General features: G+C 70.1%; 22 protein-coding genes. 10 read left to right on the forward strand and 12 right to left on the reverse strand.

Features of this window, described 5'->3' with window-relative positions; all coding sequences use genetic code 11:
- The first annotated feature begins 25 nt into the window (after positions 1 to 25).
- The 3 genes from D7Y04_RS40770 to D7Y04_RS40780 are packed head-to-tail and all read left to right on the forward strand — an operon-like array spanning position 26 to position 2,641.
- Positions 26 to 1,036, forward strand: coding sequence for an ATP-binding cassette domain-containing protein (locus D7Y04_RS40770; protein ID WP_120596046.1), 1,011 nt, complete (start codon positions 26 to 28; stop codon positions 1,034 to 1,036).
- Positions 1,033 to 1,839 (forward strand): ABC-2 family transporter protein, encoded by an 807-nt coding sequence (locus tag D7Y04_RS40775; protein WP_121762843.1) that lies wholly within the window; start codon positions 1,033 to 1,035, stop codon positions 1,837 to 1,839. The genes D7Y04_RS40770 and D7Y04_RS40775 overlap by 4 nt, the downstream gene beginning before the upstream one ends.
- Positions 1,840 to 1,846: 7 nt before the next feature.
- Positions 1,847 to 2,641, forward strand: a complete 795-nt coding sequence (locus D7Y04_RS40780; RefSeq protein ID WP_120596057.1) for an ABC transporter permease — start codon at positions 1,847 to 1,849, stop codon at positions 2,639 to 2,641.
- Positions 2,642 to 2,645: 4 nt separating this feature from the next.
- Here the strand turns inward: D7Y04_RS40780 and D7Y04_RS40785 are convergent, their stop codons facing one another.
- The gene (locus tag D7Y04_RS40785; RefSeq protein WP_121762844.1) at positions 2,646 to 3,560 is read right to left on the reverse strand and encodes an MBL fold metallo-hydrolase; all 915 of its coding nucleotides are present in this window, start codon (positions 3,558 to 3,560) and stop codon (positions 2,646 to 2,648) included.
- Positions 3,561 to 3,696: 136 nt separating this feature from the next.
- On the opposite strand from D7Y04_RS40785, the gene D7Y04_RS40790 reads away from it, so the two are divergent.
- Positions 3,697 to 5,871: a kelch repeat-containing protein gene (locus D7Y04_RS40790; RefSeq protein ID WP_233601809.1), complete on the forward strand. Its 2,175-nt coding sequence runs from the start codon at positions 3,697 to 3,699 to the stop codon at positions 5,869 to 5,871.
- Between the two features lie 43 nt (positions 5,872 to 5,914).
- Here the strand turns inward: D7Y04_RS40790 and D7Y04_RS40795 are convergent, their stop codons facing one another.
- A complete protein-coding gene (locus tag D7Y04_RS40795; protein WP_121762845.1) occupies positions 5,915 to 6,820 on the reverse strand; it encodes a helix-hairpin-helix domain-containing protein in 906 nt (301 codons plus the stop codon).
- 141 nt (positions 6,821 to 6,961) lie between these two features.
- Here D7Y04_RS40795 and D7Y04_RS40800 point away from each other — a divergent pair, with 141 nt between their 5' ends.
- Positions 6,962 to 8,107, forward strand: a complete 1,146-nt coding sequence (locus tag D7Y04_RS40800; protein ID WP_147477306.1) for a hypothetical protein — start codon at positions 6,962 to 6,964, stop codon at positions 8,105 to 8,107.
- Between the two features lie 36 nt (positions 8,108 to 8,143).
- Here D7Y04_RS40800 and D7Y04_RS40805 read toward each other — a convergent pair whose 3' ends face one another.
- Positions 8,144 to 8,797, reverse strand: a complete 654-nt coding sequence (locus D7Y04_RS40805) for a glutathione S-transferase family protein (protein WP_120596042.1) — start codon at positions 8,795 to 8,797, stop codon at positions 8,144 to 8,146.
- Between the two features lie 33 nt (positions 8,798 to 8,830).
- Positions 8,831 to 9,229 carry a RidA family protein gene (locus D7Y04_RS40810; protein ID WP_120577503.1) on the reverse strand — a complete coding sequence of 133 codons (399 nt, stop codon included), beginning with the start codon at positions 9,227 to 9,229 and terminating at the stop codon, positions 8,831 to 8,833.
- A 120-nt stretch (positions 9,230 to 9,349) separates the two neighbouring features.
- Between D7Y04_RS40810 and D7Y04_RS40815 the strand changes: the two genes are divergently transcribed.
- Positions 9,350 to 10,978: a peptide chain release factor 3 gene (locus D7Y04_RS40815; RefSeq protein ID WP_120596041.1), complete on the forward strand. Its 1,629-nt coding sequence runs from the start codon at positions 9,350 to 9,352 to the stop codon at positions 10,976 to 10,978.
- Between the two features lie 41 nt (positions 10,979 to 11,019).
- Here the strand turns inward: D7Y04_RS40815 and D7Y04_RS40820 are convergent, their stop codons facing one another.
- A complete protein-coding gene (locus tag D7Y04_RS40820; RefSeq protein WP_120596040.1) occupies positions 11,020 to 11,562 on the reverse strand; it encodes a hypothetical protein in 543 nt (180 codons plus the stop codon).
- 44 nt (positions 11,563 to 11,606) lie between these two features.
- Between D7Y04_RS40820 and D7Y04_RS40825 the strand changes: the two genes are divergently transcribed.
- Positions 11,607 to 13,112: a carboxypeptidase M32 gene (locus tag D7Y04_RS40825; protein ID WP_121762847.1), complete on the forward strand. Its 1,506-nt coding sequence runs from the start codon at positions 11,607 to 11,609 to the stop codon at positions 13,110 to 13,112.
- Positions 13,113 to 13,126: 14 nt separating this feature from the next.
- Here D7Y04_RS40825 and D7Y04_RS40830 read toward each other — a convergent pair whose 3' ends face one another.
- On the reverse strand, positions 13,127 to 13,483 hold the full coding sequence (locus D7Y04_RS40830; protein ID WP_120596038.1) for a hypothetical protein: 357 nt from the start codon (positions 13,481 to 13,483) through the stop codon (positions 13,127 to 13,129).
- 191 nt (positions 13,484 to 13,674) lie between these two features.
- The gene (locus D7Y04_RS40835) at positions 13,675 to 14,844 is read right to left on the reverse strand and encodes a ribonuclease D (RefSeq protein ID WP_120596037.1); all 1,170 of its coding nucleotides are present in this window, start codon (positions 14,842 to 14,844) and stop codon (positions 13,675 to 13,677) included.
- Positions 14,845 to 14,909: 65 nt separating this feature from the next.
- On the opposite strand from D7Y04_RS40835, the gene ttcA reads away from it, so the two are divergent.
- From ttcA to D7Y04_RS40850, 3 genes are read left to right on the forward strand one after another with little or no spacing between them, the layout of a single operon-like run.
- The gene (gene ttcA, locus D7Y04_RS40840) at positions 14,910 to 15,767 is read left to right on the forward strand and encodes a tRNA 2-thiocytidine(32) synthetase TtcA (RefSeq protein ID WP_120577483.1); all 858 of its coding nucleotides are present in this window, start codon (positions 14,910 to 14,912) and stop codon (positions 15,765 to 15,767) included.
- Positions 15,746 to 16,570 carry a tellurite resistance TerB family protein gene (locus tag D7Y04_RS40845; protein ID WP_120596036.1) on the forward strand — a complete coding sequence of 275 codons (825 nt, stop codon included), beginning with the start codon at positions 15,746 to 15,748 and terminating at the stop codon, positions 16,568 to 16,570. Before ttcA ends, D7Y04_RS40845 begins: the two co-directional genes overlap by 22 nt.
- 12 nt (positions 16,571 to 16,582) lie before the next feature.
- Complete coding sequence (locus tag D7Y04_RS40850; RefSeq protein WP_121762848.1) at positions 16,583 to 17,407, forward strand: phosphate/phosphite/phosphonate ABC transporter substrate-binding protein; 825 nt, start codon at positions 16,583 to 16,585, stop codon at positions 17,405 to 17,407.
- A 124-nt stretch (positions 17,408 to 17,531) separates the two neighbouring features.
- On the opposite strand, the gene D7Y04_RS46660 is transcribed toward D7Y04_RS40850, so the two are convergent.
- From D7Y04_RS46660 to D7Y04_RS40875, 5 genes are all read right to left on the reverse strand, one after another.
- Positions 17,532 to 19,316, reverse strand: coding sequence for a serine/threonine protein kinase (locus tag D7Y04_RS46660; RefSeq protein ID WP_304988654.1), 1,785 nt, complete (start codon positions 19,314 to 19,316; stop codon positions 17,532 to 17,534).
- A 121-nt stretch (positions 19,317 to 19,437) separates the two neighbouring features.
- A complete protein-coding gene (locus D7Y04_RS40860; RefSeq protein WP_120597230.1) occupies positions 19,438 to 22,437 on the reverse strand; it encodes a choice-of-anchor D domain-containing protein in 3,000 nt (999 codons plus the stop codon).
- Between the two features lie 237 nt (positions 22,438 to 22,674).
- Positions 22,675 to 23,550, reverse strand: a complete 876-nt coding sequence (locus tag D7Y04_RS40865) for an alpha/beta fold hydrolase (RefSeq protein ID WP_121762849.1) — start codon at positions 23,548 to 23,550, stop codon at positions 22,675 to 22,677.
- Positions 23,551 to 23,604: 54 nt separating this feature from the next.
- Entirely contained in the window at positions 23,605 to 23,796 is a 192-nt protein-coding gene (locus tag D7Y04_RS40870; RefSeq protein WP_120597232.1) for a hypothetical protein, read from the reverse strand.
- 201 nt (positions 23,797 to 23,997) lie between these two features.
- Positions 23,998 to 25,917 carry an AAA domain-containing protein gene (locus D7Y04_RS40875; RefSeq protein ID WP_121762850.1) on the reverse strand — a complete coding sequence of 640 codons (1,920 nt, stop codon included), beginning with the start codon at positions 25,915 to 25,917 and terminating at the stop codon, positions 23,998 to 24,000.
- Positions 25,918 to 25,922 lie beyond the last annotated feature (5 nt).

Genomic DNA, 25,922 nt, shown 5'->3' on the forward strand with positions numbered 1-25,922 from the left:
GCGACCGCGTTAAACCCATCCCGCCATGATTTCCGTCCGCGGACTGCGCAAGCACTATCAGGTCCACAAGCGCCCGCCTGGCCTGAAGGCGGCCCTGCGCTCGCTCGTCCACCGCAGCTACACGACCGTCAAGGCCGTGGACGGCATCTCCTTCGACATCAAGCCCGGGGAGCGCGTGGGCTTCCTGGGCCCCAACGGCGCGGGCAAGACGACGACGCTCAAGGTGCTCGCCGGCCTGCTCCACCCGTCCGAGGGTGAAGTCACCGTGGATGGCCACGTGCCCCGGCTGCGCGAAGAGGCGTTCCTCAAGAAGATCATGCTGGTGATGGGGCAGAAGCAGCAGCTCCTGTGGGACCTGCCTCCGTCGGAGACGTTCGAACTCAACCGCGCCATCTACGACGTGCCCCGCCTCCAGTACAAGCAGACGCTGGATGAGTTGGTGTCGCTGCTGGAGCTGGGGGACCTCATCGGCAAGCCCACGCGGCAGCTCAGCCTGGGGGAGCGGATGAAGTGCGAGCTGGCGGCGGCCCTCATCCACCGCCCCCGGGTGCTCTTCCTGGACGAGCCCACCATCGGCCTGGACGTGTCCATGCAGGTGACGATGCGCGCGTTCATCAAGGCCTACAACGAGCAGACGGGCGCCACGCTCATCCTGACCAGCCACTACATGGACGACGTGGCGGCGCTCTGCCCGCGCGTCATCGTCATCGACAAGGGGCAGCTGTCCTACGACGGCAGCCTGGACGCGCTGGTGCAGCGCGTGCGCCCGGAGAAGCGCGTGGTGCTGCGGCTGGGCCAGCCGGTGGACGCAAGCCTGCTGGCTCCGCTGGGCAAGGTGGTGTCGCACGAGCCGGGTTCGGCGGTGCTCCAGGTCCAGCAGGACGCGGTGAACGCCACGGTGGGCCGCGCGCTGTCCACGCTGCCGGTGACGGACCTGACGGTGGAGAACGCGCCCCTGGAAGAGGTGATGAGCGAGCTGTTCCAGGAGAGCAAGGCACGCCGGGCGGAGGCCGCCCGGGAGGCGGTGACGGCGTGAGCCTGCGCACGGCCCTCAAGGCGCTGCCCACGATGCTGCGCATCGGCTTCTCCGAGGCGGTGGCCTACCGCGCGGAGATGATCATCTGGGTGCTGGCCACCACCATGCCGCTCATCATGCTGGCGCTGTGGTCGGCGGTGGCGCGGGGCGGGCCGGTGGGGCGCTTCGGGCAGGCGGAGTTCACGGGCTACTTCCTCGCGGCCTTCTGCGTGCGGCAGATGACCAGCTCCTGGGTGGCGTGGCTGGTCAGCTACGAGGTGAAGCAGGGCACGCTGGCGATGCGGCTGCTACGGCCCATCTCCCCGCTGCTCGCGTACGCGACGGAGGTTCTGGCGGGCATTCCGCTGCGCGTCGCCATCGTCCTGCCCGTGCTGGGCATCAGCGTGTGGGTGGTGGGCGCCGAGCGTGCCGTGCCCACGTCGCTGGGGGGCTGGGGGCTGTTCGCGCTGGGCATCGTGGGCGCGTGGCTGATCACGTTCTATCTGAACGTGCTGCTGGGCACGCTGAGCCTGTTCCTGGAGAGCAGCCAGAAGCTGATGGAAGTCTACATGGTGCTGTTCTTCGTCTGCTCCGGGTACATGTTCCCGGTGGAGTTCTTCCCGCCCGGCGTGCGCACCGTCATGGAGTGGTTGCCGTTCCGCTACCAGATGGGGCTGCCGGTGGAGCTGATGACGGGGGCGCATTCGACGAAGGAGGCGTGGGCGCTGCTCGGGGCGCAGTGGACGTGGGTGCTGGGGCTGGGCATGGTGTCCTTGACTGTTTGGCGGCGGGGCCTGGCGCGCTTCGCGGCGTTCGGAGGGTAGGGCGGTGGTGAACGCGAAGCGCTACCTGCGCCTGTTGGGCGTGCAGCTGAAGGCCTCCGGGTTGCTGGCGTTGCAGTACCGCGCGGACTTCCTGGCGGAGGGACTGACTTCACTCGCCTGGACGTTCACCGCGCTGGCGCCGCTGTTCGTCGTCTTCGGCACGCGGCCCAGCATCGAGGGGTGGACGTTCCAGGAGTCGCTGCTGGTGGTGGGCTGGTTCACGCTGCTCCAGGGCGTGCTGGAGGGCGCCATCAGCCCCAGCCTCACGGGCATGGTGGAGCACATCCGCAAGGGCACGCTGGACTTCGTGCTGCTCAAGCCCGCGGACGCGCAGTTCCTGGTGTCCACGCAGCGCTTCCTTCCGTGGCGCGCGGTGAACGTGCTGTCCGGCGTGGGGCTGTTCGTCTATGCGTTCGTGTCACTGGGGCGCTGGCCGTCGCTGCCGGGCGTGTTCGCGTCGCTGGTGTTGCTCGGGACGAGCATGCTCATCCTGTATTCGATGTGGATCCTCGTGGTGAGTGCTGCCTTCTTCGTGGTGAAGGTGGACAACCTCACGTACTTGTTCACGTCCATCTTCGACGCGGCCCGCTGGCCGTCCTCGGTGTTCCGAGGCTCGCTGGCGTGGGTGTTCACCTTCATCATCCCGCTGGCGTTGATGACCACGTTCCCGGCGCTCGCGCTGCTGGGCCGGCTGCCGTGGACCTGGCTCGTGGGCGCGGTGGTGGGCTCGGTGGCGTTCGCGGCAATGGCGCGTTGGGTGTGGCTGATGTCCATCCGCCACTACACGTCCGCGAGCAGCTGATGCCTCAGGGCCGCCGGGGCGCCTGCCGGGCCCACTCCGCGCGCACCAGGTGGGGGAGCAGCCTGGCGTAGGCATGGCCGGGGTAGCGCTCCTTCAGCTTCGCCTCCACCGCCGCGAGTGGATCCCCGCTGGGGTGTTCCGAGCGCCGCTCGCGGGTCACTTCCTCTCGCACAGCCTGGACGTAGGCGGTCTGCGCGTCCAGCAACTCCGGGCCGCCGGGCAGGCCGCGCCCCGGGTGGATCCACTTCGGTTTCAAGGCGCGCAGCTCGTCCAACCGCTGGAGCCACTCGGTGGTGTCGCCGCCTTCGAACCAGGTGTGCGTGTCCCGCGCGACGAGGTCGCCGGTGAAGAGGTGGCCCTCCCATTCCACGACGACGTGGGCTGCGCTGGAGCCCGCGCCCAGGACATGGACCTTCAGCGTGACGCCCGCCGCGCTCAGCTCCCGGGTGCTGTCGCCGAAGCTGTCCGCGAGCACGAGCTCCCGGGGGTAGCGGCCGTTCCAGTACTGCTTGAAGAGGGAAGGCGCCCACTTCTCGTGGACGGCGGGAATGCGCTCGCGCACCGGGCCGGAGGTGACGACCGGGACTCCCAACTCCTTGAGCAGGGCCGTGCCGTTGAAGCTCTCCGGATTCGCGTGGAGGACGATGGCGAGCTTCGCCTCCTTGCCGGTGACGTCCTTCGCGAACGCCAGCTCCTTGCGCAGCGCGGAGGGCAGCAATTGCGTGTCGATGAGGACCAGACCCTCCGGACCTTCAATCCAATAGGACGCGGTCTGGAGTGACCACTGGGAGGAGATGTATTCGCCGACCCGGAGGTCGCCCTGCTCCTGGAGGGAACGGGAGCGGTAGTGGGTCTCGACGACGGGCTGGGTCGCGCCGCAGCCCCACAGGACGGCGGCCAGCGCGGCGGCGAGAATCATTCTCATGAATCCCAATGATACCTGGGGGTGCTGATTGATAGGAATTCCGTTGTTGTATTTCCTTCGTCTGGGTTAAGGGGCCGCCCCCCATGCGGTGAAAGCCGCATCCCCCATGAAGTGAAGGAAGTCCCCCTCGATGACCCGTATCCGTTTTCACGGCCTGCTGGCCGCGCTCGCGCTTGCGTGCGTGACAGCCTGTGCCCCCGAAGCTCCGTCTTTCATTGACGCTCCCTCCACCTCCGCCTCTCGCCTGGACGCGTCCTCGTGGGGCAGCGCCGGCACCATGGCCTCCGTGCGCGTGGACGCGACCGCCACCCTGCTGCGCAATGGCTATGTGCTTGTCGCGGGCGGGGGTACGTCCGCCGCGGAGCTGTATGATCCGCGCACCAGCCGCTGGTTCTCGCTGGGCGCCATGGCCACGAGCCGCCAGCGCCACACCGCCACGCTGCTGGCCTCGGGCAAGGTGCTGGTCGTGGGCGGAGGCACCTCCGTGCTGGCCTCGGCCGGCGCGGAGCTCTTCGACCCGGACACCAACAGCTGGTCCGCGGCGACGGGACTGGACCTGCCCCGCACCCAGCACACCGCGACGTTGCTCCCTGATGGCAGGGTGCTGGTGGCGGGCGGCGACAGCGGCTTTGGCAATGCGCTGTCCAGCGTGATGCTCTACTCCCCCGCGACCCAGTCCTGGTCCGTCACCGGCCAGATGAACGCGGCCCGGCTGGGCCATGCGGCGACGCTGCTGCCGGATGGACGGGTGCTGGTGACGGGCGGCCGGGACAGCGCCAACGGGAACGTGCTCGCGACGGCGGAGCGCTATGATCCCGCGACGGGCGCGTGGACGACGGTGGGCTCCATGGTCACGCAGCGCACGGGGCACACGGCGACGCTGCTGCTCTCCGGGCAGGTGCTGGTGGCGGGCGGTTTCGCGGGCAGCCTCGCCACGAACACATCCGAGTTGTTCGACCCGGGCACAGGCAGCTGGATGTCCCAGGGCGTGCTGCCGTCCCAGTCCGTCTTCCACACCGCGACGCTGCTCACCTCCGGGCAGGTGCTGGTGACGGGAGGCTCCACGGGCGGCCAGCCCTACCTGGACAGCGCCGCGCTCTACACTCCGGCCACCGGCCTCTGGACGTCGACGTCGACGATGTCATCGCGCCGCATCAGCCACGCCTCCGCGCTGCTCCCGACGGGAGAGGTCCTCGTGTTGGGCGGAGTCCCCCAGGCGGGTTCGCGCAGTGCGTCCGCGGAGCGCTACCGCCCGTCCATCCTGCCGTGGAGCACGGCCGCGAGCCTCGGCTCCGCGCGCTCGCAGCTCAGCGCCACCCGGCTGAACACGGGCGACGTGCTGGTGGCGGGCGGGGCGTCCTCCTCGGGCGCCGCGCTCGTGAGCGCCGTGCTGTACGACGAGGCGACGAACAGTTGGCAGGACACCGGCTCGCTGCGCACCGCGCGCTTCCTGCACTCCGCCACGCCCCTGAATGACGGCCGCGTGCTGGTGAGCGGCGGGCAGCGGGACGCCTCCACCTGGTTGTCCGCCACGGAGGTGTACGCGCCGGCCACGGGGACCTGGACGCTGGTGGGAGACCTGGGGACGGGACGGGCCCGCCACACCGCGACGCTGCTCCCGGGCTCCGGCCAGGTGCTGGTGACGGGCGGCGCGTCGGGCTCGAGCACGTCCTCCACGCTTGCCAGCGCGGAGCTGTTCAATCCGGCCACGGGCACCTGGAGCGCCACGAGCGCCATGGGACACGCGCGCACGTACCACACAGCCGTGCCGCTGCCTTCGGGCGAGGTGCTGGTGATGGGTGGCAGCTCCACCGGGGCGGACGCCATCACCGCGAGCGCGGAGCTGTTCAATCCGGCCACGGGCACGTGGCGACCCACGGCGTCCATGGCGGTGGCGCGCTACGGCCACATCGCGGTGCCGCTGGGCAATGGCAGCCAGGTACTGGTGGCGGGCGGCTGGGGCGTGGATGGACCGCTGCGCTCGGCGGAGCTGTACGACGTCGCGCAAGGCACCTGGAAGACCGTGGCGTCCATGAACATGCCGCGCTACCTGCCGCACGCCACGGCGCTGACCACGGGCCGCGTGCTGGTGGTGACAGGGGAGGGCGGCTCGGGGTTGGGCGTGCTCGACTCCGCGGAGGTGTATGACGTCGCGATGAACGCGTGGACGCCCGCGGGCGTCCAGTCCACGCGCAACACGCACCATGGGCTGGCCCTGCTGCCTTCGGGCCGAGTGCTGGTCGCGGGCGGTAGTGGAAGCGGCGGCGCGCGCTCCGCTGTCGACGTGTACACACCGGCGCCGTAAGGCGAGGCACACGGGGCGGGCTCATGCGCTGCCTGCCCCGTGTTCAGGCCCCCGCGTGCGGTGCTTCGTGCGCCGCGTCCCTGCGGGCGTAGTACGCGAGGCATTCGTCCTCGCGCCCGCGCACCACACGTCTGCCATTGAGCGGGCCGGCGTGGGAGGTCACCACGGTGCACTGACCTTCCACGTTGTCCTGGTCGTAGTAGAGGACCACCCAGTCATCCGTGGCGTTCTGCTGGTGCGCCAGCGCCGTGTTGGAGAACAGCGCGCGGAAGTTCCAGTCGTCCACGTGCTCGCGCAGCACCGGCAGCCAGGCCTCGCCGGAGGGATTGAAGCGCTTGGGTGCGATGCGACGCAGCTCTCCGTCCTCGGACCTCCGTCGGTAGTCAGCGTCCACCCGCAGCAGCAGCGCCACGGTGGGTCGCGGTCCGTCCTCCCGCCCGTGCTCTCGTCCCCGCTCCCGCTCGCGCCGGTTGCGCCCCAGCCGCGCCGCCAGCACCTCGCGCACCTGCTCCGCGCGCCGGGGCCCGAAACCCTCCACCCGTTCCAGACGCCCGTCGTGCGCGGCCAGCTCCAACGCCTCCAGCGTGGTGATGTCCAACGCTTCATGGATGCGCTTCGCCAGCTCCGGGCCGATGCCGGGCACGCTGGCGAGCAGGCCCTCGGGGGACGCTTCACCCTCCAGCCGCTCGAGCAGCCCCACGTGTCCCGTGCGCACCAACTCCGCGACCGTCGCCGCGATGCTCTTTCCCACGCCGGGCAACGCCCGCAGGCCCGCCTCTCCCTCCGCCGCCAGCACCTGCGCGACAGAGTCCGGCCAGTTCGCGATGGTCGCCGCCGCCTTGCGGTAGGCCCCTATCCGGAAGGGCATCGCGTCCTGCGTTTCCAGCAGGTCCGCTACCCGCTCCAGCGCGTCCGCGATGTCGATGTTGCTCTTCCATTCGACGCCCATGGTCCCTGAAAGGTAGGGGCTCCCCGGGAGGGCGGCCACCCCGTGAGCCGACACCCGCGTACATGGCGGCCGCGCGCGGGGAAAATTCCCCGCCCCGCAACCGCGCCCGGTCCACTGGGTTGGAAGGAACAGCAGGCAGTCATGCGAACCTATTCGACCTGGAGGATGACGATGCGCTGGAACAAGACGTTGGCGGTGGGTGCGGCCCTGGTGCTTTCGACGGCGTGCGGTGGGGTGGATGATCAGGAGGCGCTGGAGTCCCTGCCGGACTTCGCGGGCACGTCGCTGGAGATCAACACGAGCGCGCTCGCGCAGGACGGCGCCGCGCTCGTGGCCCAGGACCTGATGCAGGTGGAGGCGTCGCTCGACGGGCAGGGCGCCGCGATGCTGGAGGGCGCCCGCCTGGAGGTGAAGGCGCTCAACGACACGCTCCGGCAGGTGCTGGTGCCCATCGCGGACATGGCGAAGCAGGCCGCCAACGAGCAGCCCGGCGAGGTGCTGGTGTACGGCCCCACCGACCGCGCCAACGCCACCTTCATGCTCTCCATCCGCGAGGGCGTGGGTGGGCGCTACCAGTGGAAGCTGGAGGCCCGTCCGCTGAACAGCAAGGACGACGTCGCCTACAAGCTCATCGCCGCGGGCGCGCTCAAGCGCAGCGGCGACGCGCACCGCGGCCGGGGCACGCTGGCCATCTCCCTGGACAACCTCAAGGCGGTGGCCCCGTCCTACGCGGGCCAGGGCAAGCTGATGATGTCGTTCGCCCACTTCGGCAAGGGCAGCAAGTCGCTGGCGTACCGGCTGGCCAGCTTCACCCCGAACCCCGCCACGCACGAGGCCGTCACCGGCGCCTTCGTGGGTCACAAGATTGAGGCCACCGGCGTCACCCGCGTGCGCGTGCTCGGCCCGTACAACCTGCCCGGCACCGCGACCTCCGCGAAGGAGAAGGTGCTCTCCTCCGTGCGCCACATCCCCGGCAGCGGAGGCCGCGTGGACGTGCGCGCCTGGGGCGGCGACATCGCGGCGAACACCTACTTCGTGGGCAGCGCCTGCTGGGACTCGCAGGAGAAGGAGGTCTACCGCGTCCTCCTTCAGTGCTCGGACTCAAGCCGCCCGGAGAACTGCACGGAGGTGGCCGGCAGCCGCGTGGGCAGCTTCCAGGCCTGCCCCGCGGTGGAGCTGCGCGGCGACGTGACGCCCCCGGAGGGCACCGGCGACGCAGTGACGCCCGAGCCCGGCAACCCCGGCGCGCCGGACGACGTGCCCACCGACGTCACCCCCGACTTCTGAGCCCAGGGCGGCCCGCTCGGCGAAACCAGGCGGCCGTTACCCGGTCGGAGTGGCGGCGTTGAACACCGCCAGCTGCGCGGCGAAGGCGCGCTGGTAGGCCGGGCGCGCTTCGGCGCGGGCGATATAGGCGGTGAGGTTCGGATACGCATCGACGATGCCCGACCCCTGCGCCCTGCGCAGGACCGTCACCATGAGGAGGTCGGCCGCGCTGAACGCGCCGTCGAGCCAGTCGGCGTCGCCGAGGTGCGCGGAGAGATCGTCCAACCGTTTCCGGATGATGTCGTCCAGCGCGCGCAGGCGATGCTCGTACCAGGGCTGGTCTCGCTCGAGAATCATCACCATGCTGCGGTCGAAGATGGGCGGCTCGACCGTGTTGAGCGACGCGAACATCCACCCGACTGCGCGAGCGCGGCCATTCGCATCTCCCGGCAGCAGGCCGGCATGGCGATCCGCGATGTGGAAGACAATCGCGCCGGACTCGAACAGGGAGAGCTCGCCCTCCTCGTAGGTTGGAATCTGACCGAACGGATGCAGCGCCTTGTGCGCGGGCTGCTTCATCGCCTCGAACGACAGCAGGCGGACGTCGTAGGGCTGTCCCACCTCTTCCAGCGCCCAGCGCACCCGCATGTCCCGCGCCAGTCCCCTGCCGCGATCCGGCGAGCGTTCAAAGGCGGTGATGGTGATGGTCATGTCCTGCTCCTTGCTGTCCGGGGGCTTGGGCCGTCAGGGTAGGGCGGATGCCACCACCGCGTCCGCTTCGATTTCCACCAGCATCCGCGGGTCGATGAGCGCCTTCACCTCCACCATGGAGGTGGCGGGGCGGATGGCTGCGAACACCTCGCCGTGGGCGCGGCCAATCTCCTCCCAGCGGGAGATGTCGGTGACGTACATGCGCGTGCGCACCACGTCCTCCACCCGGGCGCCCACCGCCTCCAGGGCGGCGCGGATGTTGGCGAGCGCCTGGGCCGCCTGCCGGTATGCGTCCCCTTCACCCACGAGCTGGCCGTCCGCGTCCGTGGCGGTGGTGCCGGAGACGGACACGAAGGGGCCCGTGCGCACTGCCCGCGAGTATCCCACCCGGGGCTCCCAGGGGGTGCCGGTGGCATGGAGGATGCGCTGCATGGCGTGCTCCGATGTGGGCCTGAGGGAGGGCTGCCCCGGAGGGCCGGAGCCCGGCCGGACCTCCAGGCGCTGCTTGCACAGCTGCAAGGAACGACCGCCCGTGATAGTTGGCCTCGGATCATGGCCAATGAGCTCGAGAGGGAGGTCGCCCGGCGACGGACCTTCGCCATCATCTCCCACCCCGACGCGGGAAAGACAACCCTGACGGAGAAGCTGCTGCTGTACGGCGGCGCCATCCATCTGGCCGGCAGCGTGAAGGCCAAGCGGGCGCGTCGTCACGCGACCAGCGACTGGATGGAGCTGGAGAAGGAGCGCGGCATCTCCGTCACCTCGTCCGTGCTCCAGTTCAGCTACCGCGACCACGCGGTGAACCTGCTGGACACCCCGGGCCACCAGGACTTCTCCGAGGACACCTACCGCACGCTGTCCGCCGCCGACGCGGCGGTGATGCTCATCGACGCGGCGAAGGGCGTGGAGCCCCAGACGAAGAAGCTCTTCAAGGTGTGCCGCCTGCGCGGCATCCCCATCTTCACCTTCGTCAACAAGCTGGACCGCTACGGCCGCGAACCGCTGGAGCTGATGAACGAGCTGGAGCAGGTGCTCGGCATCCGCTCGTACCCCATGAACTGGCCCATCGGCATGGGGCCGGAGTTCCGGGGCGTCTACGACCGGCAGGCGCGCGTGGTGCACGTGTTCTCCGCGGAGGGCTCGCACGGCGAGTCGGAAGTGACGGAGCGCTCGGTGTCCATCGACTCGGAGGAAATCAAGTCGGTGCTCACCGAGTCGGAGCTGGCGAAGCTCCAGGAGGACATCGAGCTGCTGGACATCGGCGGAGACGAGTTCACGCGCGAGAAGTCGGACGTGGGGCAGCTGTCGCCCATGTTCTTCGGCAGCGCGATGACCAACTTCGGCGTGCGGCCCTTCCTGGACGCGTTCCTGGACCTGGCGCCCGCGCCCACGTCGCGCCCCACCACGCAGGGCCCGCGCGAGCCCACGAACCCGAAGTTCGCGGGCTTCGTCTTCAAGATCCAGGCGAACATGGACCCCGCGCACCGCGACCGCATTGCGTTCATGCGCGTGGTGTCCGGCCGCTACGTGAAGGGCATGAACGCCTTCCACTCGCGCCTGGGCAAGGAGGTGCGGCTCGCGAAGCCCAGCCAGTTCCTCGCCGCCGAGCGCACGTCCATCGAAGACGCGTGGCCGGGGGACGTCATCGGCCTGTTCGACCCGGGCCAGTACCGCATCGGCGACTCGCTGGCGGAGGGCGCGCAGGACGTGTTGTTCGAAGGCGTGCCGCGCTTCAGCCCGGAGTTCTTCGCGGTGGTGCGCTCCAAGGATCCGCTGCGCCGCAAGCAGATGGAGAAGGGCCTGGAGCAGCTGTCCGAAGAAGGCACGGTGCAGATCTTCCAGCAGCTGGCCATGGGCATGAAGGACCCCATCGTCGGCGTGGTGGGCGCGCTCCAGTTCGAAGTGCTCCAGTACCGCCTGGAGCACGAGTACGGCGCGAAGATCGCCCTGGACCGGCTGCCCTTCAGCCACGCCCGGTGGGTGGTGGGCCAGAACTTCGAGCCGAAGTCGTTCGACTGGGAAGGCAACCGCCAGACGGTGCAGGACCGCGACGGGCTGCCCCTGGTGCTCTTCCGCGACGACTGGGCGCTCCAGCACGCCGAGGACAAGCACCCGGAGCTGAAGTTCGTCTCCGAGGCTCCGCTCCTGCGCCAGTCCGCGTCGTCCGCGACCGGCAGCTAGGAACGCAAAGGGCCGGGGGAAAGCCCCCGGCCCGGAAGCGACTACTTGTGCGGCACCACCGTGCCGCCTCGGAAGGCGGAGTCGCGCAGCACCAGGCCCTCCTTGCAGAGGCGCGCGGCGCGGTTGCCCACGAAGAAGTCCTTCGGGTCACCCCGGCGGAAGGTCTTCTTCACGAACTCCTCCACCTCCAGGTAGAGGCGGCGGAACTTGTCCGGGGCGGCGTCGCGGCGGCCCGTCTGGGACGTCACCTCCAGCTCCACCCACATCTTCCCGCTGAGCAGCTCGCCCTCTTCGTTGCGGCGCGAGCGCTCGATGAAGATGACGGGCGAGCGCACCTCGTCGATGCGCCAGAAGCCCTTGTCCGGGCCGCGCTTCACCTTGTCCACCATGGCGGGGCCAATCTCGCTGGCCACCAGGTAGAGGTCCTCCTCCGGCAGGCGCGAGATGTTGTCCGGATTGGCCCGGAAGGGCACCCAGTCCGGCGGCACGCGCCGGGGGTAGACCTCCAGGACGTGCCGCTCCAGGTGACGGAAGAAGGCGACCTCGTCGTCGGGTGCCATGAAGAATTGGAGGATGTTGGCCATCGCGGGCGTCCTCATACCCTGGAAGCGCGCTAGAAACACAGGCCATGGACTCCTGGCTGCGCGCACGGATGCATGAGCTGAACGACCTGAACAGCGTCATCAACCTGGCTTCCTGGGACCGGGAAGTCTACTTGCCCTCCAAGGCGGCCACCGCCCGCGCCCAGCAGCTGGCCACCGTCCAGGCCATCCACCACGAGCGGCTGGTGGATCCGCGCCTGGGAGAGGCCCTGGCCCGCGCTGGGGAAGGGGGCCAGGATTTCGAGGCCCTCTCGCCCGACGAGCGCGCCATGGTGCGAGTCCTCACCCGAGAGCGCGACCGCGCGGTGCGCCTGCCCGCCCGGCTGGTGACCGCGCTGGCGGAGGCCCAGGGCGAGGGACTCCAGGCCTGGCGCGAGGCGCGCACCACGAAGCGCTTCGAGCGTTTCCAGCCCGCGCTGGAGGCGCTGCTGGCCTTGCGCCGCGAACAGGCGGACGCGCAGGGCCACGACGGCGAGCGCTACGACGCGCTGCTGGAAGGCTTCGAGCCCGGCATGCGCGTGAAGCGCCTGACGCCGGTACTCACCGCGCTGCGTGAGGCGCTCATCCCCATGGTGGCCGCGCTCGGCGAGCAGAAGCGGGCCTTTCCCGCGTTCCTCTCCGGCCGCACCTACGACACCGGCCAGCAGTGGCAGTTCACGATGCGGCTGCTCAAGGCCGTGGGCTTCGACCTGGAGTCGGGCCGCCAGGACGTGAGCATCCACCCCTTCACCAACAGCGTGCATGCGCAGGACGTGCGCCTCACCACGCGCCTGGATCCGACGTGGCCGCCGGCCGCCCTCTTCGGCACGCTCCACGAGGCGGGCCACGGTCTGTACGAGCAGGGCTTCTCCCCGGAGCACCACCGCACGCCGCTGGCGTCCGTGCCGTCCATGGGCCTGCACGAGTCCCAGTCCCGCCTGTGGGAGAACCTGGTGGGCCGCGGCCGCTCCTTCTGGGTGAGCCACTTCCCCGCGCTGAAGGAGTCCTTCCCGGAGGCGCTGGCGGACGTGGACCTGGATGGCTTCCACGCGGGCATCAACCACGTGGTGCCGTCGCTCATCCGCGTGGAGGCGGACGAGGTGACGTACAACCTGCACATCGCCCTGCGCTACGAGCTGGAGCTGGCGATGCTGCGCGACGAGCTGCCCGTGTCGGAGCTTCCGTCCGCGTGGAACGAGCGCATGCGGCGCTACCTGGGGATTACGCCCCCGGACGACACGCAGGGCGTGCTCCAGGACATCCACTGGGCCTGGGGCGAATTGGGCTACTTCCCCACGTACTCGCTGGGCAACCTGTACGCGGCCTCGCTGTACGCCGCCGCGAACCGGGCGCTGCCGTCGCTGGAGGCGGACCTCGCGCGGAGTGACACGTCGTCACTGCTGGGGTGGCTGCGCGCGAACCTGCATTCGCACGGCTTCCGGTTGCCCGCGGAGGAGCAGGTGCGAGCCATCACCGGCGAGGGGCTCACGGACCGGGACTTCCTCCAGTACCTGCGCGCGAAGTACGGCGCGCTGTACGGCATCAAGCTCTAGAGCCCTCTAGCGCCTCAGGCCGCGAACACCAGCGGGCGGCACGCGCGCGCCAGGTGCAGCGCGTCCCTCGCGAGCGCGTGCGAGTCCGGGTCCTGCGCCTCCAGCCACGCGGCGCGGGCCACCTGGCTGCCCAGTTCGAAGCACAGGCTGGCGGTGCGGCGCGACAGGCGGCTCTCCTTCTGGAGCGCGCGCACGTTGAGCTCGCACAGCTCCGCGCACTGGCGAAGCAGGCGCACCGCGTCGTCATCCGCCGCGACGCCCTGGGCCTTCAGGCGTGCCATGCCGGCCTCGCAGGCCGTCTGGCACTTCAGGCTCGCGGCGATGCACCGGGAGACCTCGATTCGCGCCCCGCCTGTCCTGGCTCCCAACATGACCACGCCCTCCCTGTGTGCGGCGTCAAAGGTACGCACGGACGCCGTTCTCGCAACCAGCACCGGAGCCGCAGATGAGGCCTGAACACCTGCGTTCCGGGGTCATGGACAGCGAGCCGGCAAGGGATGCAGAAGCGCCGCGCACGATTCGGCCGAAGCGTACAGCAGTTGCCTCTTCGTCGTGGCGAACGTCAGCTTCCCAGCACCGGAAAGGGCTTGAGCAACGCGATCAGCTTGTCGCCGTACAGCTTGATCCGTTTTTCCCCGAGGTACGGCAGCTGCGAGAGCTCCGCCACGTCCGCGGGAGGCTTCGACGCCAGCGCGTCCATGAGCGGATTGGTGAGCACCACGCTGGGCGTCACCTTGCGCGCCGTGGCCTGCTCGACGCGGAACGCCTTGAGCGCGTCCTCGCGCTTGCGCCGGTGGGGGTCGCGCGGACCCTTGGGCTCGCGGTCGAGGTCCAGTTCGCCCCGGGTGGCCTTCTGCTGGTTGTCGCGGATGAGGGCGAGGATGTCGTCGCCGTGCGCGCGCACCACCGCGCCCCGCACGCCGGCCGCGCGCGCCAGGTCCTTGTGCGTGTCCGGCTGTTTCAGGGCCAGGTCGGTGATGGCCATGTTGGACAGCATGCGGCCCATGGGCACGTTGTCCTTCTCCGCCCACTCCAGCCGCAGCTTGTGCAGCCCCTGCGCGATGGCATGCGCGAGCGCGTACTGCGTCGTGCTCAGGCCGCTCTTGGACAGCTTGGGCTTGTACTCGGCGCCCGTCTCCGGCCGTGCCTCGGCCTCCGCGCACATGCGCTCGCAGTCCAGCAGCACCTCCTCCAGGATGTCCGCCTCGCGGCACGCGTCGCGCACCTGGCGGCCCAGCTCACAGAGGTAGCGCACGTCGTTGGCGATGTAGTCGCGCATGCCCTCGGGCAGGGGACGCAGGGAGAAGTCGGACTGCTGGTGCTCCTTTGGCAGCTCGACGCCCAGCCGTTCGCGCGCCAGGTCCGCCAGACCCACCTTGGGCCACCCCAGGAGCGTCACCGCGCGGTGCGTGTCGAAGAGGCCGCGCACGCGCACGCCTGCTTCCGCCAGGAACTGCAGGTCGCCCTGGGCGGCGTGGAAGTACTTGGTGCGCCCGGGGTCCTCCATCATGGGAGAGAGCAGGCGCGGATCCACGCCCGGCTGGAGCGTGTCGAAGAGGAAGATGTCCGTGTCGGTGCCCAGCTGGAGGAAGCACAGGCGGGCGCGGAAGGCGTGCATGGCGTCCGCCTCCAGGTCCACCGCTACTTCTGGCGCGGCCTCCAGCATGCGCGTGGCGGCTTCCTCGCCCACGCGGTCCACTACATCCACGGCACCCTGAGGAAAGGTCGGCATCGCGGGGAGCAGGCTAGCGGACCGGCCCGCCCCTTTGACGTGTTTTTTCCCGAACCGCCGCTAGGATGGCCCCGCCGATGAACGACGCCCAACGTCTTGAAAAAAGCCTGCTTGGCCACATGGGCCGGGCCATCGCGGACTTCCGCCTCATCGAGGCCGGGGACCGCATCATGGTGGGCGTGTCGGGAGGCAAGGACTCCTACACGATGCTCCACCTGCTGCGCGAGCTGCAGCGTCGAGCCCCCGTGAAGTTCGATTTGCTGGCCGTGAACCTGGACCAGGGCCACCCGGGCTTCCCCGGGCACATCCTGGAGGGCTACTTCCAGAAGGAAGGCTACGCCTACAAGATGCTGAAGGAGGACACCTACAGCATCGTCCTGGAGAAGACCCCTCCCGGGAAGACGCAGTGCTCGGTGTGCTCACGCCTGCGCCGGGGCATCCTCTACAACGCCGCCGTGCACCTGGGCTGCAACAAGATTGCCCTGGGCCACCACCGCGACGACCTCATCCACACGATGCTCCTGAACATGTTCTTCGCCGGGAGCCTCAAGGCGATGCCGCCGCTCCTGAAGAGCGACGACGGCCGCAACGTGGTCATCCGGCCGCTGTGTTACGCGCCGGAGAAGGAGATCATCCAGTTCGCGGAAGCGAAGCAGTTCCCCATCATCCCCTGTGACCTGTGCGGGTCGCAGGAAAACCTGCAGCGCAAGCGGATGCAGAAGCTGGTGGAGGACCTGGGCAAGGAGATCCCCAACGTCCGCCAGAGCCTGCTCAACGCGATGTCGAACGTGCGGCCCACGCACCTCTTGGACAAGACGCTGAACCCGGACCCGCTGAACGCGACGGAAGACGGGCCCGCGGTCACCCCCCCCACCACCGACACGCAAGGGAGCGCCAGTCCATGGCTCGAGAGCAGGCAGTAAAGGCGCGCAAGGAGCGCAACGCGGCGCTGGTGGAGGCCATGTTGCTGGCCGCGATGGCGGACGGCAGCGTGTCCCAGCGCGAGATGCAGACGTTGCTGGCACGAGTGCTGGAGCGCCCGGAGTTCGAGGGCACGCAGTCCAACGAGCTGAACCTGCTGGTGGAGACCAGCGCGGTGCGGCTGGCGGAGGCGCGCAACCTGGAGGAGGTCCTCTCCTCGCTGCGCCGGCGGCTGCCGGACCACAAGAACCGGATGCTGGCCTTCGGCCTGGCGGCGGCGGTGGCGCTGGCGGATCAGCGGGCCACCCGCTCGGAGCTGGGGCTGCTGAAGACGTTCCAGGCGGCGCTGGGCATCTCCGAGGACGAGGTCGCGCAGATCATCGACGTCATCGAGCAGGGGGGCAGCCTGTCGGAGGCGCTGGGCGAGCCCCTGGAGCGGCTGTTCGCGGAGGTGATGGTCCTGGTGCTGGCGGCGGACGGCCAGCTGAAGGAGGCGGAGGCGCGCGCGATGGTGGAGAGCTTCGCGGCGGATCCGCTCTTCCAGAACGTGAGCCCGGAGCGGGCGCAGGGCTTCGTGAGCGAGTCCGTGGCGGCGCTGGCCACGGACGGGCTGCCGCAGCGGCTTCATGTCCTGGCACACGGGCTGGCCACGCACTCCCAGCGGGTGAAGGCCTACCAGCTGGCCACGAAGATCGCCCATGCGTCCGGGCGGACGAGCATCGCGGAGCAGCGGATCCTGGATCTGCTCCAGGCGACGTTCGGTCTTGCGGACGATGAAGTGGCGCGGTTGGACCAGCAGGGGTAAGCAGGGAGTCGCATGACCCCGCAAGTCCCCTCAGGTTCGCGCCACTCCTTCCGTTTCGGCCTGCCGCCGTCCTTGGGCAGCGAGACGGCGCGCGAGCGTGCGGAACGGCTCGCGTCGTTCCTGCAGCGCGCGTTGGGCAAGCTGGTGGAGGTGAACGTCGCCACCAGCTACGAGACGCTGGCCAAGGACCTTTTGTCCGGGCGAGCGGACGCGGCCTGGGCGCCGCCCTTCGTGTGCGCGCGCATGGAGGCCATGGGCGTGCGGGTGCTGACGCGCGGGGTGCGCCGGGGCATGTCCAGCTACCGCTCCGCGCTGGTGGGGCGGGCGGGCTCCGGGCTGACGCTGGAGAAGCTGAAGGGCGCCTCGGCGGCGTGGGTGGACCGCGATTCGGTGGCGGGCTACCTGCTGCCCAGCGCGTTCCTGAAGACGCAGGGGCTGGAGCCGTCGCGCGCGTTCGTGTCGCAGCAGTTCACGGGCTCGTACCAGGGCGCGCTGGAGGCGGTGCTGGAGGGCAGGGCGGACGTGACGAGCGTCTTCTGTCCGCCGGCCTCCACCGGGCTGACGTTCACCACGGGCGTGGAGGACGTGCTGGGGCCGCGCATGGGCGCGAAGTTCGAGCTCCTGGCGTACACGGACGAGGCCCCCAACGACGGCGTGCCGGTGGCCATGGGGCTGCCCGCGCCGCTGGTGACCGCGCTGGAGACGGCGCTCCTGGGGTTGCAGTCCACGCCGGACGGGCAGGCGCTGCTGCGCGACATCTTCAACGCGGACCGCTTCGAAGTGGCGCCGCGCATGGGGTACCGCGCGCTGTACCGCGTGGCCCTCGCGAGCCTGTAGCCGAGCACGGTTCCGGCGCCGCGAGGTCCGCGTTGCTCGCGGGACCCGTGGGCTCTCTTCGAGCGGAGCCTGGGGCGCGCTTCGAGCGAAGCCCGAGGCGGCCTGTCGCAGCGCTCCTTGGGTCCTACTTGTCGGAATCGGGCCCGTTGCCGCGCACGGGCCGCCGAGCGGAGGACACGGAGCCTTCGGTGCGTCCTGTCTTCGAGGGCACCTTGGCTCCAACGGAGTCCTCCGACGCACGCACGGCCTTCGCGGCGGAGCGGCTCCCCGTCGCATCCCCGGAGGTCTTCACGGGCTTCGCCGCAGAACGGCTTCCCGTGGAGCCCTCGGGCGGTCGGGACGGCTTCGAGGTCTCCGCTCGCACGGCGCCAAACTGGGCGGTGGAGGACCGGCCGGTCTCCGCGCGCACGGCCTCGTGCTTCGCGGTGGAGGAGCGCGCCGAGCCCGTGTCTTCACCGCGCACGGCCTCGGGCTTCGCGGTGGAGGAGCGCGCCGAGCCCGTGTCTTCACCGCGCACGGCTTCGTGCTTCGCGGTGGAGGCGCGAGCCGGACCCGCGTCCTCGCGCACGGCATCGAACTTCCCGGTGGAGGCGCGAACCTCGCCGCGCATGGCTTCGTGCTTCGCGGTGGGACGGCGCGCGTCCTCGTCATGCAGGGGACGCGTGTCCGCGAGGCTCACGCCCGTGTTCTCCCGCGTCTTCACGGGCCGGGCTTCCGGGCGGCTCAGGCCGGAGTTCTCCTTCGTGCGCGAGGTCCGCTCCGCGGAAGGGCCCACTCCGGGGTCCTCCGGCGACGCGGCGGCCTTCGTCGACGACTGGCTCACCGACGGCTCCGGCGCGCGCGGCGGCGTCTTCGCGGGGGCCTGCGCCTTGCCCGAGGACGACGTCGTCCCGGAGGCCGGTGGCTTCGCGGCCGCGGCACTGCCCGGCCGGGCCATCAGGCGCGGGTCGAAGTAGATCATCGTCGGCTCGGCCGCGAAGCGCTCCTCTTCCAGCTCGTCCGAGTACACGTCCCGCATGAACGCCGCCAGGTGCGCGCTGGTGCCGTGCAGCTTCTCCTGCTGGAGGAACTCCTCCAGCGCCAGCTGCAGCTCGCCCGCCGTGGTGAACCGGTCGTCGCGCTTGCGCGCCAGCGCCTTGAAGACGATGGGGTCCAACGACTTCGGAATCCCGGGCACCGCTTCCGACGGCGGGACGATCTTGTGCCCCACGACGGCCTTGAGCGTGGCCATCTCCGTCTCGCGCTTGAACAGGCGCCCGCCGGTCAGCAGCTCGTAGAACACCGTCCCCAGGCCGAACACGTCCGAGCGCGCATCCAGCGGCTCACCCCGCGCCTGCTCCGGGGACATGTACGCGTGCTTGCCCTTGATGGTGCCCACCACCGTCTGCGACAGCTTGCCCTGCGCCTTCGCCACGCCGAAGTCGATGAGCTTCACGCCACCATTGAAGCCCACCAGCACGTTCTGCGGCGACACGTCCCGGTGGATGAGCGACAGCTTCCGGCCGGACGGACTGCGCGCGTTGTGCGCGGCATCCAGGCCCGCCGCCGCCTCCGCGATGATCCGGCACCGCAGGCCCAGCGGAAACCCGCCCGGGTGCGCCGACGCGCGCGGCACCAGCGAGCCCAGCGGCTCGCCGTGCACGTACTCCATCGCGATGTAGTACTGCCCGTCCACGTCCCCCATCTCGTAGATCTGCGCGATGTTGGGGTGGTTGAGCAGCGCCGCGATGCGCGCCTCGTCCAGGAACATCTGGAGGAATTCGTCGTCCTCCGACAGATGGGGCAACAGCCGCTTCACCACCAGCAGCTTCTGGAACCCTACGGGCCCCTTCTGCCGGGCCAGATAGACGGCCCCCATGCCGCCGGTGGCCAGCTTGCGCAGCAATTCATAGCGGCCGAACGTTTCCACTCCGGCCGTGACGATAGCCGCGTCAGCGTGGATCTCAAAAGTCCGGGCTTCCGCAAAAACGCGAACCGGGCCGACCCCCTGTGGGACCGGCCCGGCCGCGCTGCGTCACGAACCCGTCAACCTAGGGCGTGGCGGCGCAGATGCTGCGGTAGCGGATCTCCACGGCCTGACCCGGGGTGGGCACGGAGCCCGCCGCGAAGATGACCGCATTGCGGACCGGGTCGTAGGTCCACTGATCCGCACCCAGCGTGCGGCCGTTCACGCGCACGCTCATCTCCGCGGTGCCATCCGGCGTCGCGGTGAGGTGGAAGTCCGCCTGCGGCTCACCAGCCTGCTGGATGATGGGGTCCAGGAACCCGCGGTAGTCGCCCTCGCAGATGGAGCCCACGGAGCCGCCCGTGCCCTTGGCCACCGCGGCGAAGCGGTCCGCGCTGGAGCCCGCGGTGGAGCAGGACGTCCCGTTGGGGACGAGCGCGTGCAGGTTGCTGCGCTGGGACATGCCCGTGCCCTTCAGCGTCTGGAGGAACTGGATGTAGCTGTCCGGTTCGAAGCCGGAGTGGTCGTCCTCGTCCGCCAGCACCACCACCGCCATGCGGGCGGCGGCGCGGGTGAAGCCCAGGTTGCCGTCGTTGGGCTGCGGGGTGCGGACGTCGTCGGCCTGCTCGGACAGCGGGGCGGACAGACCCTGGCGCATCGTCTCCAGGCCCTGCACCAGGTTGTGGCACAGGCCCACTTCGATGTTGGCCTGGATGGTGGCCGCCGCGTTGGTGCTGTTGCCGGACACCACGCGAGCGCGGCTGCCGTCCACCGGGAAGAGCCGGCCGGCCTCACCGCCGTTGGCGCCGCCGCCGCACAGCCCCTGGCGCTGCACCAGGCCCGTGCTGGTGACGCCCACGCGCACGTCCACGTTCAGCTCCTTGGCGCGCGCGAGCCACCCGGGGACCGCGTTGCGCAGGCGCTGCTGGTAGGTCTCCATGGTGGTGGTGTTGGAGACGACGAAGAGCACGTCCAGCTGGCTGTCGGTGCCCTGCGTGAAGCGGTCCACCTGGATGCCCTCGTGGTTGGTCTCCGCCAGCATCGGGACGAGGAAGCGGTTCGCCTCCGTGTCCGTCTGGAAGTACAGCGGGCTGTAGTGCTGGCCCAGCACGTTGCGGGCGTAGTCCACCTCCATCTCGAAGCCCTCGCCGGGCTGGAGCGTGATGGGCGCCGTCACCGGCGTGAGCAGGGAGAACTGCTTGGACGTGCCGTTGCCGATGATGGCGTCCGACACGGTGAGCGGCTCGCTGCAGCGGTTGGACAGGAACGTCTTGCGCGGCTTGGCCGGGCAGTCGTAGCGGATGGGCCCGAAGTCCACGAAGGACGGCGTGGCCACCAGGCACGACGGGTTGGACACCGCGTGGATGGGCAGCGTCACCGTGGGGTGGGCCGGGTTGTTGACGGTGAGCATCAGCTCGCCGTTGAACTCGCCGCCCGTGGTGGGCGCGCGGAAGGCAATCATGGAGCTGAAGGCCGTGTCGTAGAGCACCACGCCGCCCGTGATGGGACCGCCCGGCATGGTGAACACGCCGCCGCCGTCATTGGACAGGTGCACGTTCTTGATGGCGCACTCGGCCCGGCCCGGGTTGCGGAAGTAGAAGCCCAGCACCGCGCCGCGGCCCGGCACGACGTTGGCGAACTCCAGCGAAGGCTGCGGCAGCAACTCGTACACGCAGGGGCCGGACGTGCGGGCGCGGCCCGTCAGCGTGATGGCGCGCTCCGGCGTGAACAAGTCGTTGGACTGCACGTAGAGCGTGGCGGTGAAGGTGCCTTCGTTCTTGGGCTCGAAGTAGACCTTCAGCTCCAGCGCGTCGTCGCCCGGGTCGATTTGCAGACCGTTGGACTCCAGCGTGGGCCAGGTGCCGGCCTTCCAGGGGTAGTTCTGCGTGCCGCGCGTGGGCGTGGCCACGTCGAACTGCACCGCGTCGCCATCCGCGCGCACGCCGGTGAAGGTGAGGGGGCCGTTGCTGCCCGCGTTGGTGATGCGGATGACCTGCTCCACCTTTCCGCCCACCGGCAGCTCGCCGAAGTCCAGCGCCACCGGGGCCACGGCCAGCGTGGGCCGGCCACCGCGCGCGTCCAGCATCACGCGCGACTCACGCGCCTTGTCGGACGCGTACGCCACGGTGAGGTTGCCCACGTTGGGGCCGGAGAAGCGCGCGGCGAACTCCATGCGCATCTCCACCACCTCGTTCGGCTGCACCGTGGCGCCCTCCGGCTTGGACAGCGGCGAGAAGGCCCGGTCGCTGGTGGCCAGCGCGGAGATGGTCACCGGGCGCCAGGTGATGTTGCGCGCGCGGGTGAAGGACTCGGTGCGCTCGTGCACCGGAATCTCGTCGAAGGGCACGGGCGCCGGGTCGAACACGAAGGCGCTCGCCACGGAGTTGCCCTTCAGGTCCACCACGGACGGGGTGCACGTCTCGCAGGAGACGACCTCCAGCCGCGCGCCCATCTGCCCCAGCGCACGGGGCAGGTACTTCGTCTTCACCACCTGCGTGCTGTTGGGCGGCACGGTGATGGTGTCCGCGGTGAACGGATCCGCGCTGTCGCCCGCGACCTTCAGGGTCAGCGGCAGGTCCACCGGGTTGGTGACGGTGACCTCCAGCGTGCGGTCGCTGTCCACCTCCAGCGTCTCGTAGTCCAGCACCGGCGGGTTGACGCCGATGCGCGTGGGCGAGCCCAGGCCCATGACGGGCAGCTGCTGCAGGGCGCCCACGTTGGCGTCCGTCGTCACGCGCAGCGTCTCCTCCACCGGCCCTTCGGCCAGCGGGTGGAAGCGCACCTTGACGACGTGCGACTCGCCCGGCGGCACGCGGCCACCGCCGTCCGTCAGCTCCACCTGGTAGGACGGGTTGTTGCCCAGCCCCAACGCCTCCAGCGCGGAGAAGGGCACGTAGCCGACGTTGCGGATGCGGACCTCTTTCTCACGCCACTCGCCCACCGGCACCTCGCCGAAGTCGAGCGCGTCCACGTCCAGCACCGCCGTGGCCTTCACCCCGCGCGTCTGGTCCTCTTCGTGACACGCCATCGTCCCTGCCACCAATGACGCCAGCAGGACGATCCGACCCCTCCACCCCATCACCATTGTCCGCTCCCCACCCTTCCCCACCACACGCACACGGATGCCCGGGACACGTGATCCATCTCGGGCTTCCCCTAATCAAGACCCGTGCCGCGCGTAGGGGTTGCTCAGGTGCCCAGGGAAATCAGGGACTTGGCGGACGGTCCAGCGACCAAGTGAGCGCTGGAGGGAAGAGAGGTGCCCTGGAGGGTGAAAGGTTTTTCCTGACCCTTTGCCAAGGAGCACCCCCAACTTTTCAGGTCATGAACCCGACGCTTCCGTCACGAACGCCGCGATCGCGGCGGCGATGGCAGCGGGCTGCTCCAGGTGCACGTGGTGGCCGCCTTCGAAGAGGCGGGGCGGGGCGACCAGCGTGCGCAGGGCGGCCAATCGCCCCTCCAGCAGCTCCGGGGCAGGGGACAGGCCCTCCGTGCCGCGCAACAGCTGCACGGGGCAGGTGACGGCGGCCTCCAGCGCCAGCCACTGGGCCTCGTCGTAGCCCTGGCCGAAGCGGCGGCGGTGGCGTGGGTCGAAGGTGAAGGCGAAGTCGCCCTCCGGCGTGCGCCGGGTGCCATGCCGCGCGAAGAGCAGCGCCGCGTCCGGGGAGAGGGTGGGGTTCGCTTGACGCAGGCGCTCCGCGGCGGCCTCCACGGTGGGGTAGCGCTTGCGGTTGGGCGGCCGGCGCGCGTCATCCAGGAAGCCACGCAGCCGCTGCACGGCGCCCGTGGGCGGACCACCGGAAGGCCCCAGGCTTTCGATGAGGGTCAGGCTTTTGACGCGCTCCGGGCGCGCGGCGGCGTACGCGAGCGCGACGATGCCGCCCAGCGAGTGCCCCACCAGGTGCACCGGGGGCAGGGCCAGCCCGTCCAGGGTGGCCTCGATGTCCAGCAGGTGGTCGCTGAAGTGGTACGCGGCGCCGGGGCCCGCGTGGCCGCTCTCGCCCATGCCGCGAAAGTCGAGCAGCACCGTGCGCCAGGCTTCGGGCAGGTGCTCGCAGAGCGGATCAAAGCTGTGGGAATGGTCCAGCCACCCGTGAAGCATCAGCACGGCGGGGGCGCCCTGGGGGCCACGCTGCCGCACATGCAGCGGCAGTCCTTCTGCGTCGACGGTGAGGGATTCGAATGCGGCGGCGGGCACGGGTGTCTCCTCGTGCCTTCACGCCTTACTCCGTCCCCCCGGGTGCTGGCGACCCTACGCGACGGTGCTGGACGACGACGACGCCGGGCGCGGCGGGCCGCCGGTGTCCGGCTTGCCGAGCACCATGGCCAGCTGCCGGGCCTGGCTCTCCGTGGCGCAGCGGTACTCCTGGGTCTTGCCGTTGGGCCGATCGATCCGAATCACCCAGACGTCATTCTCCTTGGTCACCACAGGCGCTTGAGACATGCATTCCCTCCGTGTTCAGAAGAGAAAGCATCCTTCGTGCCGACCTCCTGGAAGGAGCCAAATGCCTGATTTCCGGCCGTCTCCCACGCCCGGCGACCGAGCAGGTGACAAAATTCGTTCAGCGATGCGACAAATTTCGGGCGCCGGGGTCGCACTCCTTGCGTAGTCCCCCGGGGCAGGCCTGAGTTGTTGGGATGACAATCATTGGTCGGCGGGGTCTGGCCACTCCCACGCCGAGCGGTAGCCGCCGTCCGTCTGGGTGCCTTCGATGAAGCGCGCGTAGAAGGGGTGGCTGCTGAGGGTGGCGGAGTCGCCCACGACGAACAGGTGCCGGCGGGCGCGGGTGAGGGCCACGTTCATGCGGCGCAGGTCGTTGAGGAAGCCCAGCTGCCCCTCACTGTTGGACCGGGTCATGCTCACCAGGATGGCGTCCTTCTCCCGCCCCTGGAACGCGTCCACGGTGTCCACCTCCACCTCCGGGTGCACGGCCTCCAGGGCCTCGCGCAGGTGGCGGGCCTGGGCGCTGTACGGGGCGATGACGGCGACCTCTCGCGGAGCCAGGCCCAGTGCCAGCAGTTGGCGCACGCGGGCGATGACGTAGGTGGCCTCGCCCGGGTTGAGGAGGGAGTGCGTGGTGGGCTCCACCTCTTCGTCGAAGCCCTTGCCCGCGGTGTCCAGGTAGAGCACGGGCGGTGCGTCCACCTCCGCGCCGGCGTTGAGCACCCCGGACAGCGTGCGGTCCGCCACGGAGGGGTGGGCGCGCAGCTCGCCGCCGTACATCTCCCGGGAGGGGAAGGCCATGATGGCGGCGTTCATCCGGTACTGCTCGCGCAGCATGCGCTTCACCTCGTCGCCGTGGTCCTTGAGCAGGCGCTCGAAGAGGCTCGTGCCCAGGCCCGCCTTGGAGGCCTCCTGTGACAGCACGGTGGGCGGCAGCTGCTGAGGGTCTCCGGCGAGCACCACCTTGGGCGCGCGCAGGAAGCCCAGCAGGGCCAGCGGCTCGGTGGCCTGGGTGGCTTCATCCAGGAGGGCGCGGTCGAACTCCTCGCCCGCGAGCACGCCGGAGCCCAGGCTCGCGAGCGTCACACACACCACGTCCGCGCGAGCGAGCACGGCCCTCACGGCCTTCTTCTCCAGCTTGCGCGCCTCGTCCATCAGGTCCTTGGCTTCGGCCGTGGACGAGCGGGCGTTGGAGAAGCGCTCGCGGCTGCGGCCCTGGTTGCGCTGTCGCCGCGCGTAGCCGAAGAGGTCGAAGGCTTCATCGAACAGGTCGCGGCTGACGACGCGGTCCGGGTGCTCCTCCACCACGATGTCCAGCGTGTGCTCCTGCAAGCGGGCGGCGACGCGCGCGGGGTGGCCCACCCGGATGGCGCGCAGGCCCTGCTCCAGGCAGAGCTCCAGCAGATGGTCTACCGCGGCGTTGCTGGCCGCCGTGCACAGCAGGCGCTCGCCGCGCGCGACGGCCTGGGCCGCGACCTCCGCCAGCACGGTGGACTTGCCGGTGCCGGGCGGGCCGTGGATCAGGAAGAAGTCCTCCGCGGCGAGCGCGCGCTTCGCGGCGTCCTGCTGCTCCGGGTTGAGCGGGCGGGTGGGGGTGAAGTCCTTGGTGTTGTCGAAGCGCGGGGGCTCGTTGCCCAGCAGCACCTCGCGCTTGTGGCGCTCCTGGCCCTTGTCCATCGCCTTCACGCGCTGGAGGCCCGCGCGCACGCGCTCGTACGTGACGTCGTTGGGGACGACGTCCAGACGCAGGAGTCCTTCGGACAGGTAGGCGGGCGGCTCGCGGTCGAAGGCCAGCTGGATGCGGGTGGAGGTGGCGCGCGACACGAGCGCCTTCGCCGGGTCCTTCACCTCCGCGCGGCGGGGCAGCACCGCCACCAGGTCGCCGTTGGACACGCGCGTGGGCAGCTTCCCCCGGTCCGCGCGGGCGAGCGTGAGGAGGATGCGGCCGCCCAGGCCCACCTCCTCCTCGACGGTCTCCAGGTCCAGCACGGACAGGCCCTGCTCTTCACGCTCGCGCAGGGTGAGCCCTTGCGCGAGCGAAGTCATACGAGCCTTCTCGGCCTCGCGCTCCTGGGCGAGCAGCGAGCCGAGCTTGTCGAAGAACGAAACGTCACGGGCCATGCCCC

Source organism: Corallococcus sp. AB038B (genome assembly GCF_003668955.1).
Lineage (GTDB): Bacteria > Myxococcota > Myxococcia > Myxococcales > Myxococcaceae > Corallococcus > Corallococcus exiguus.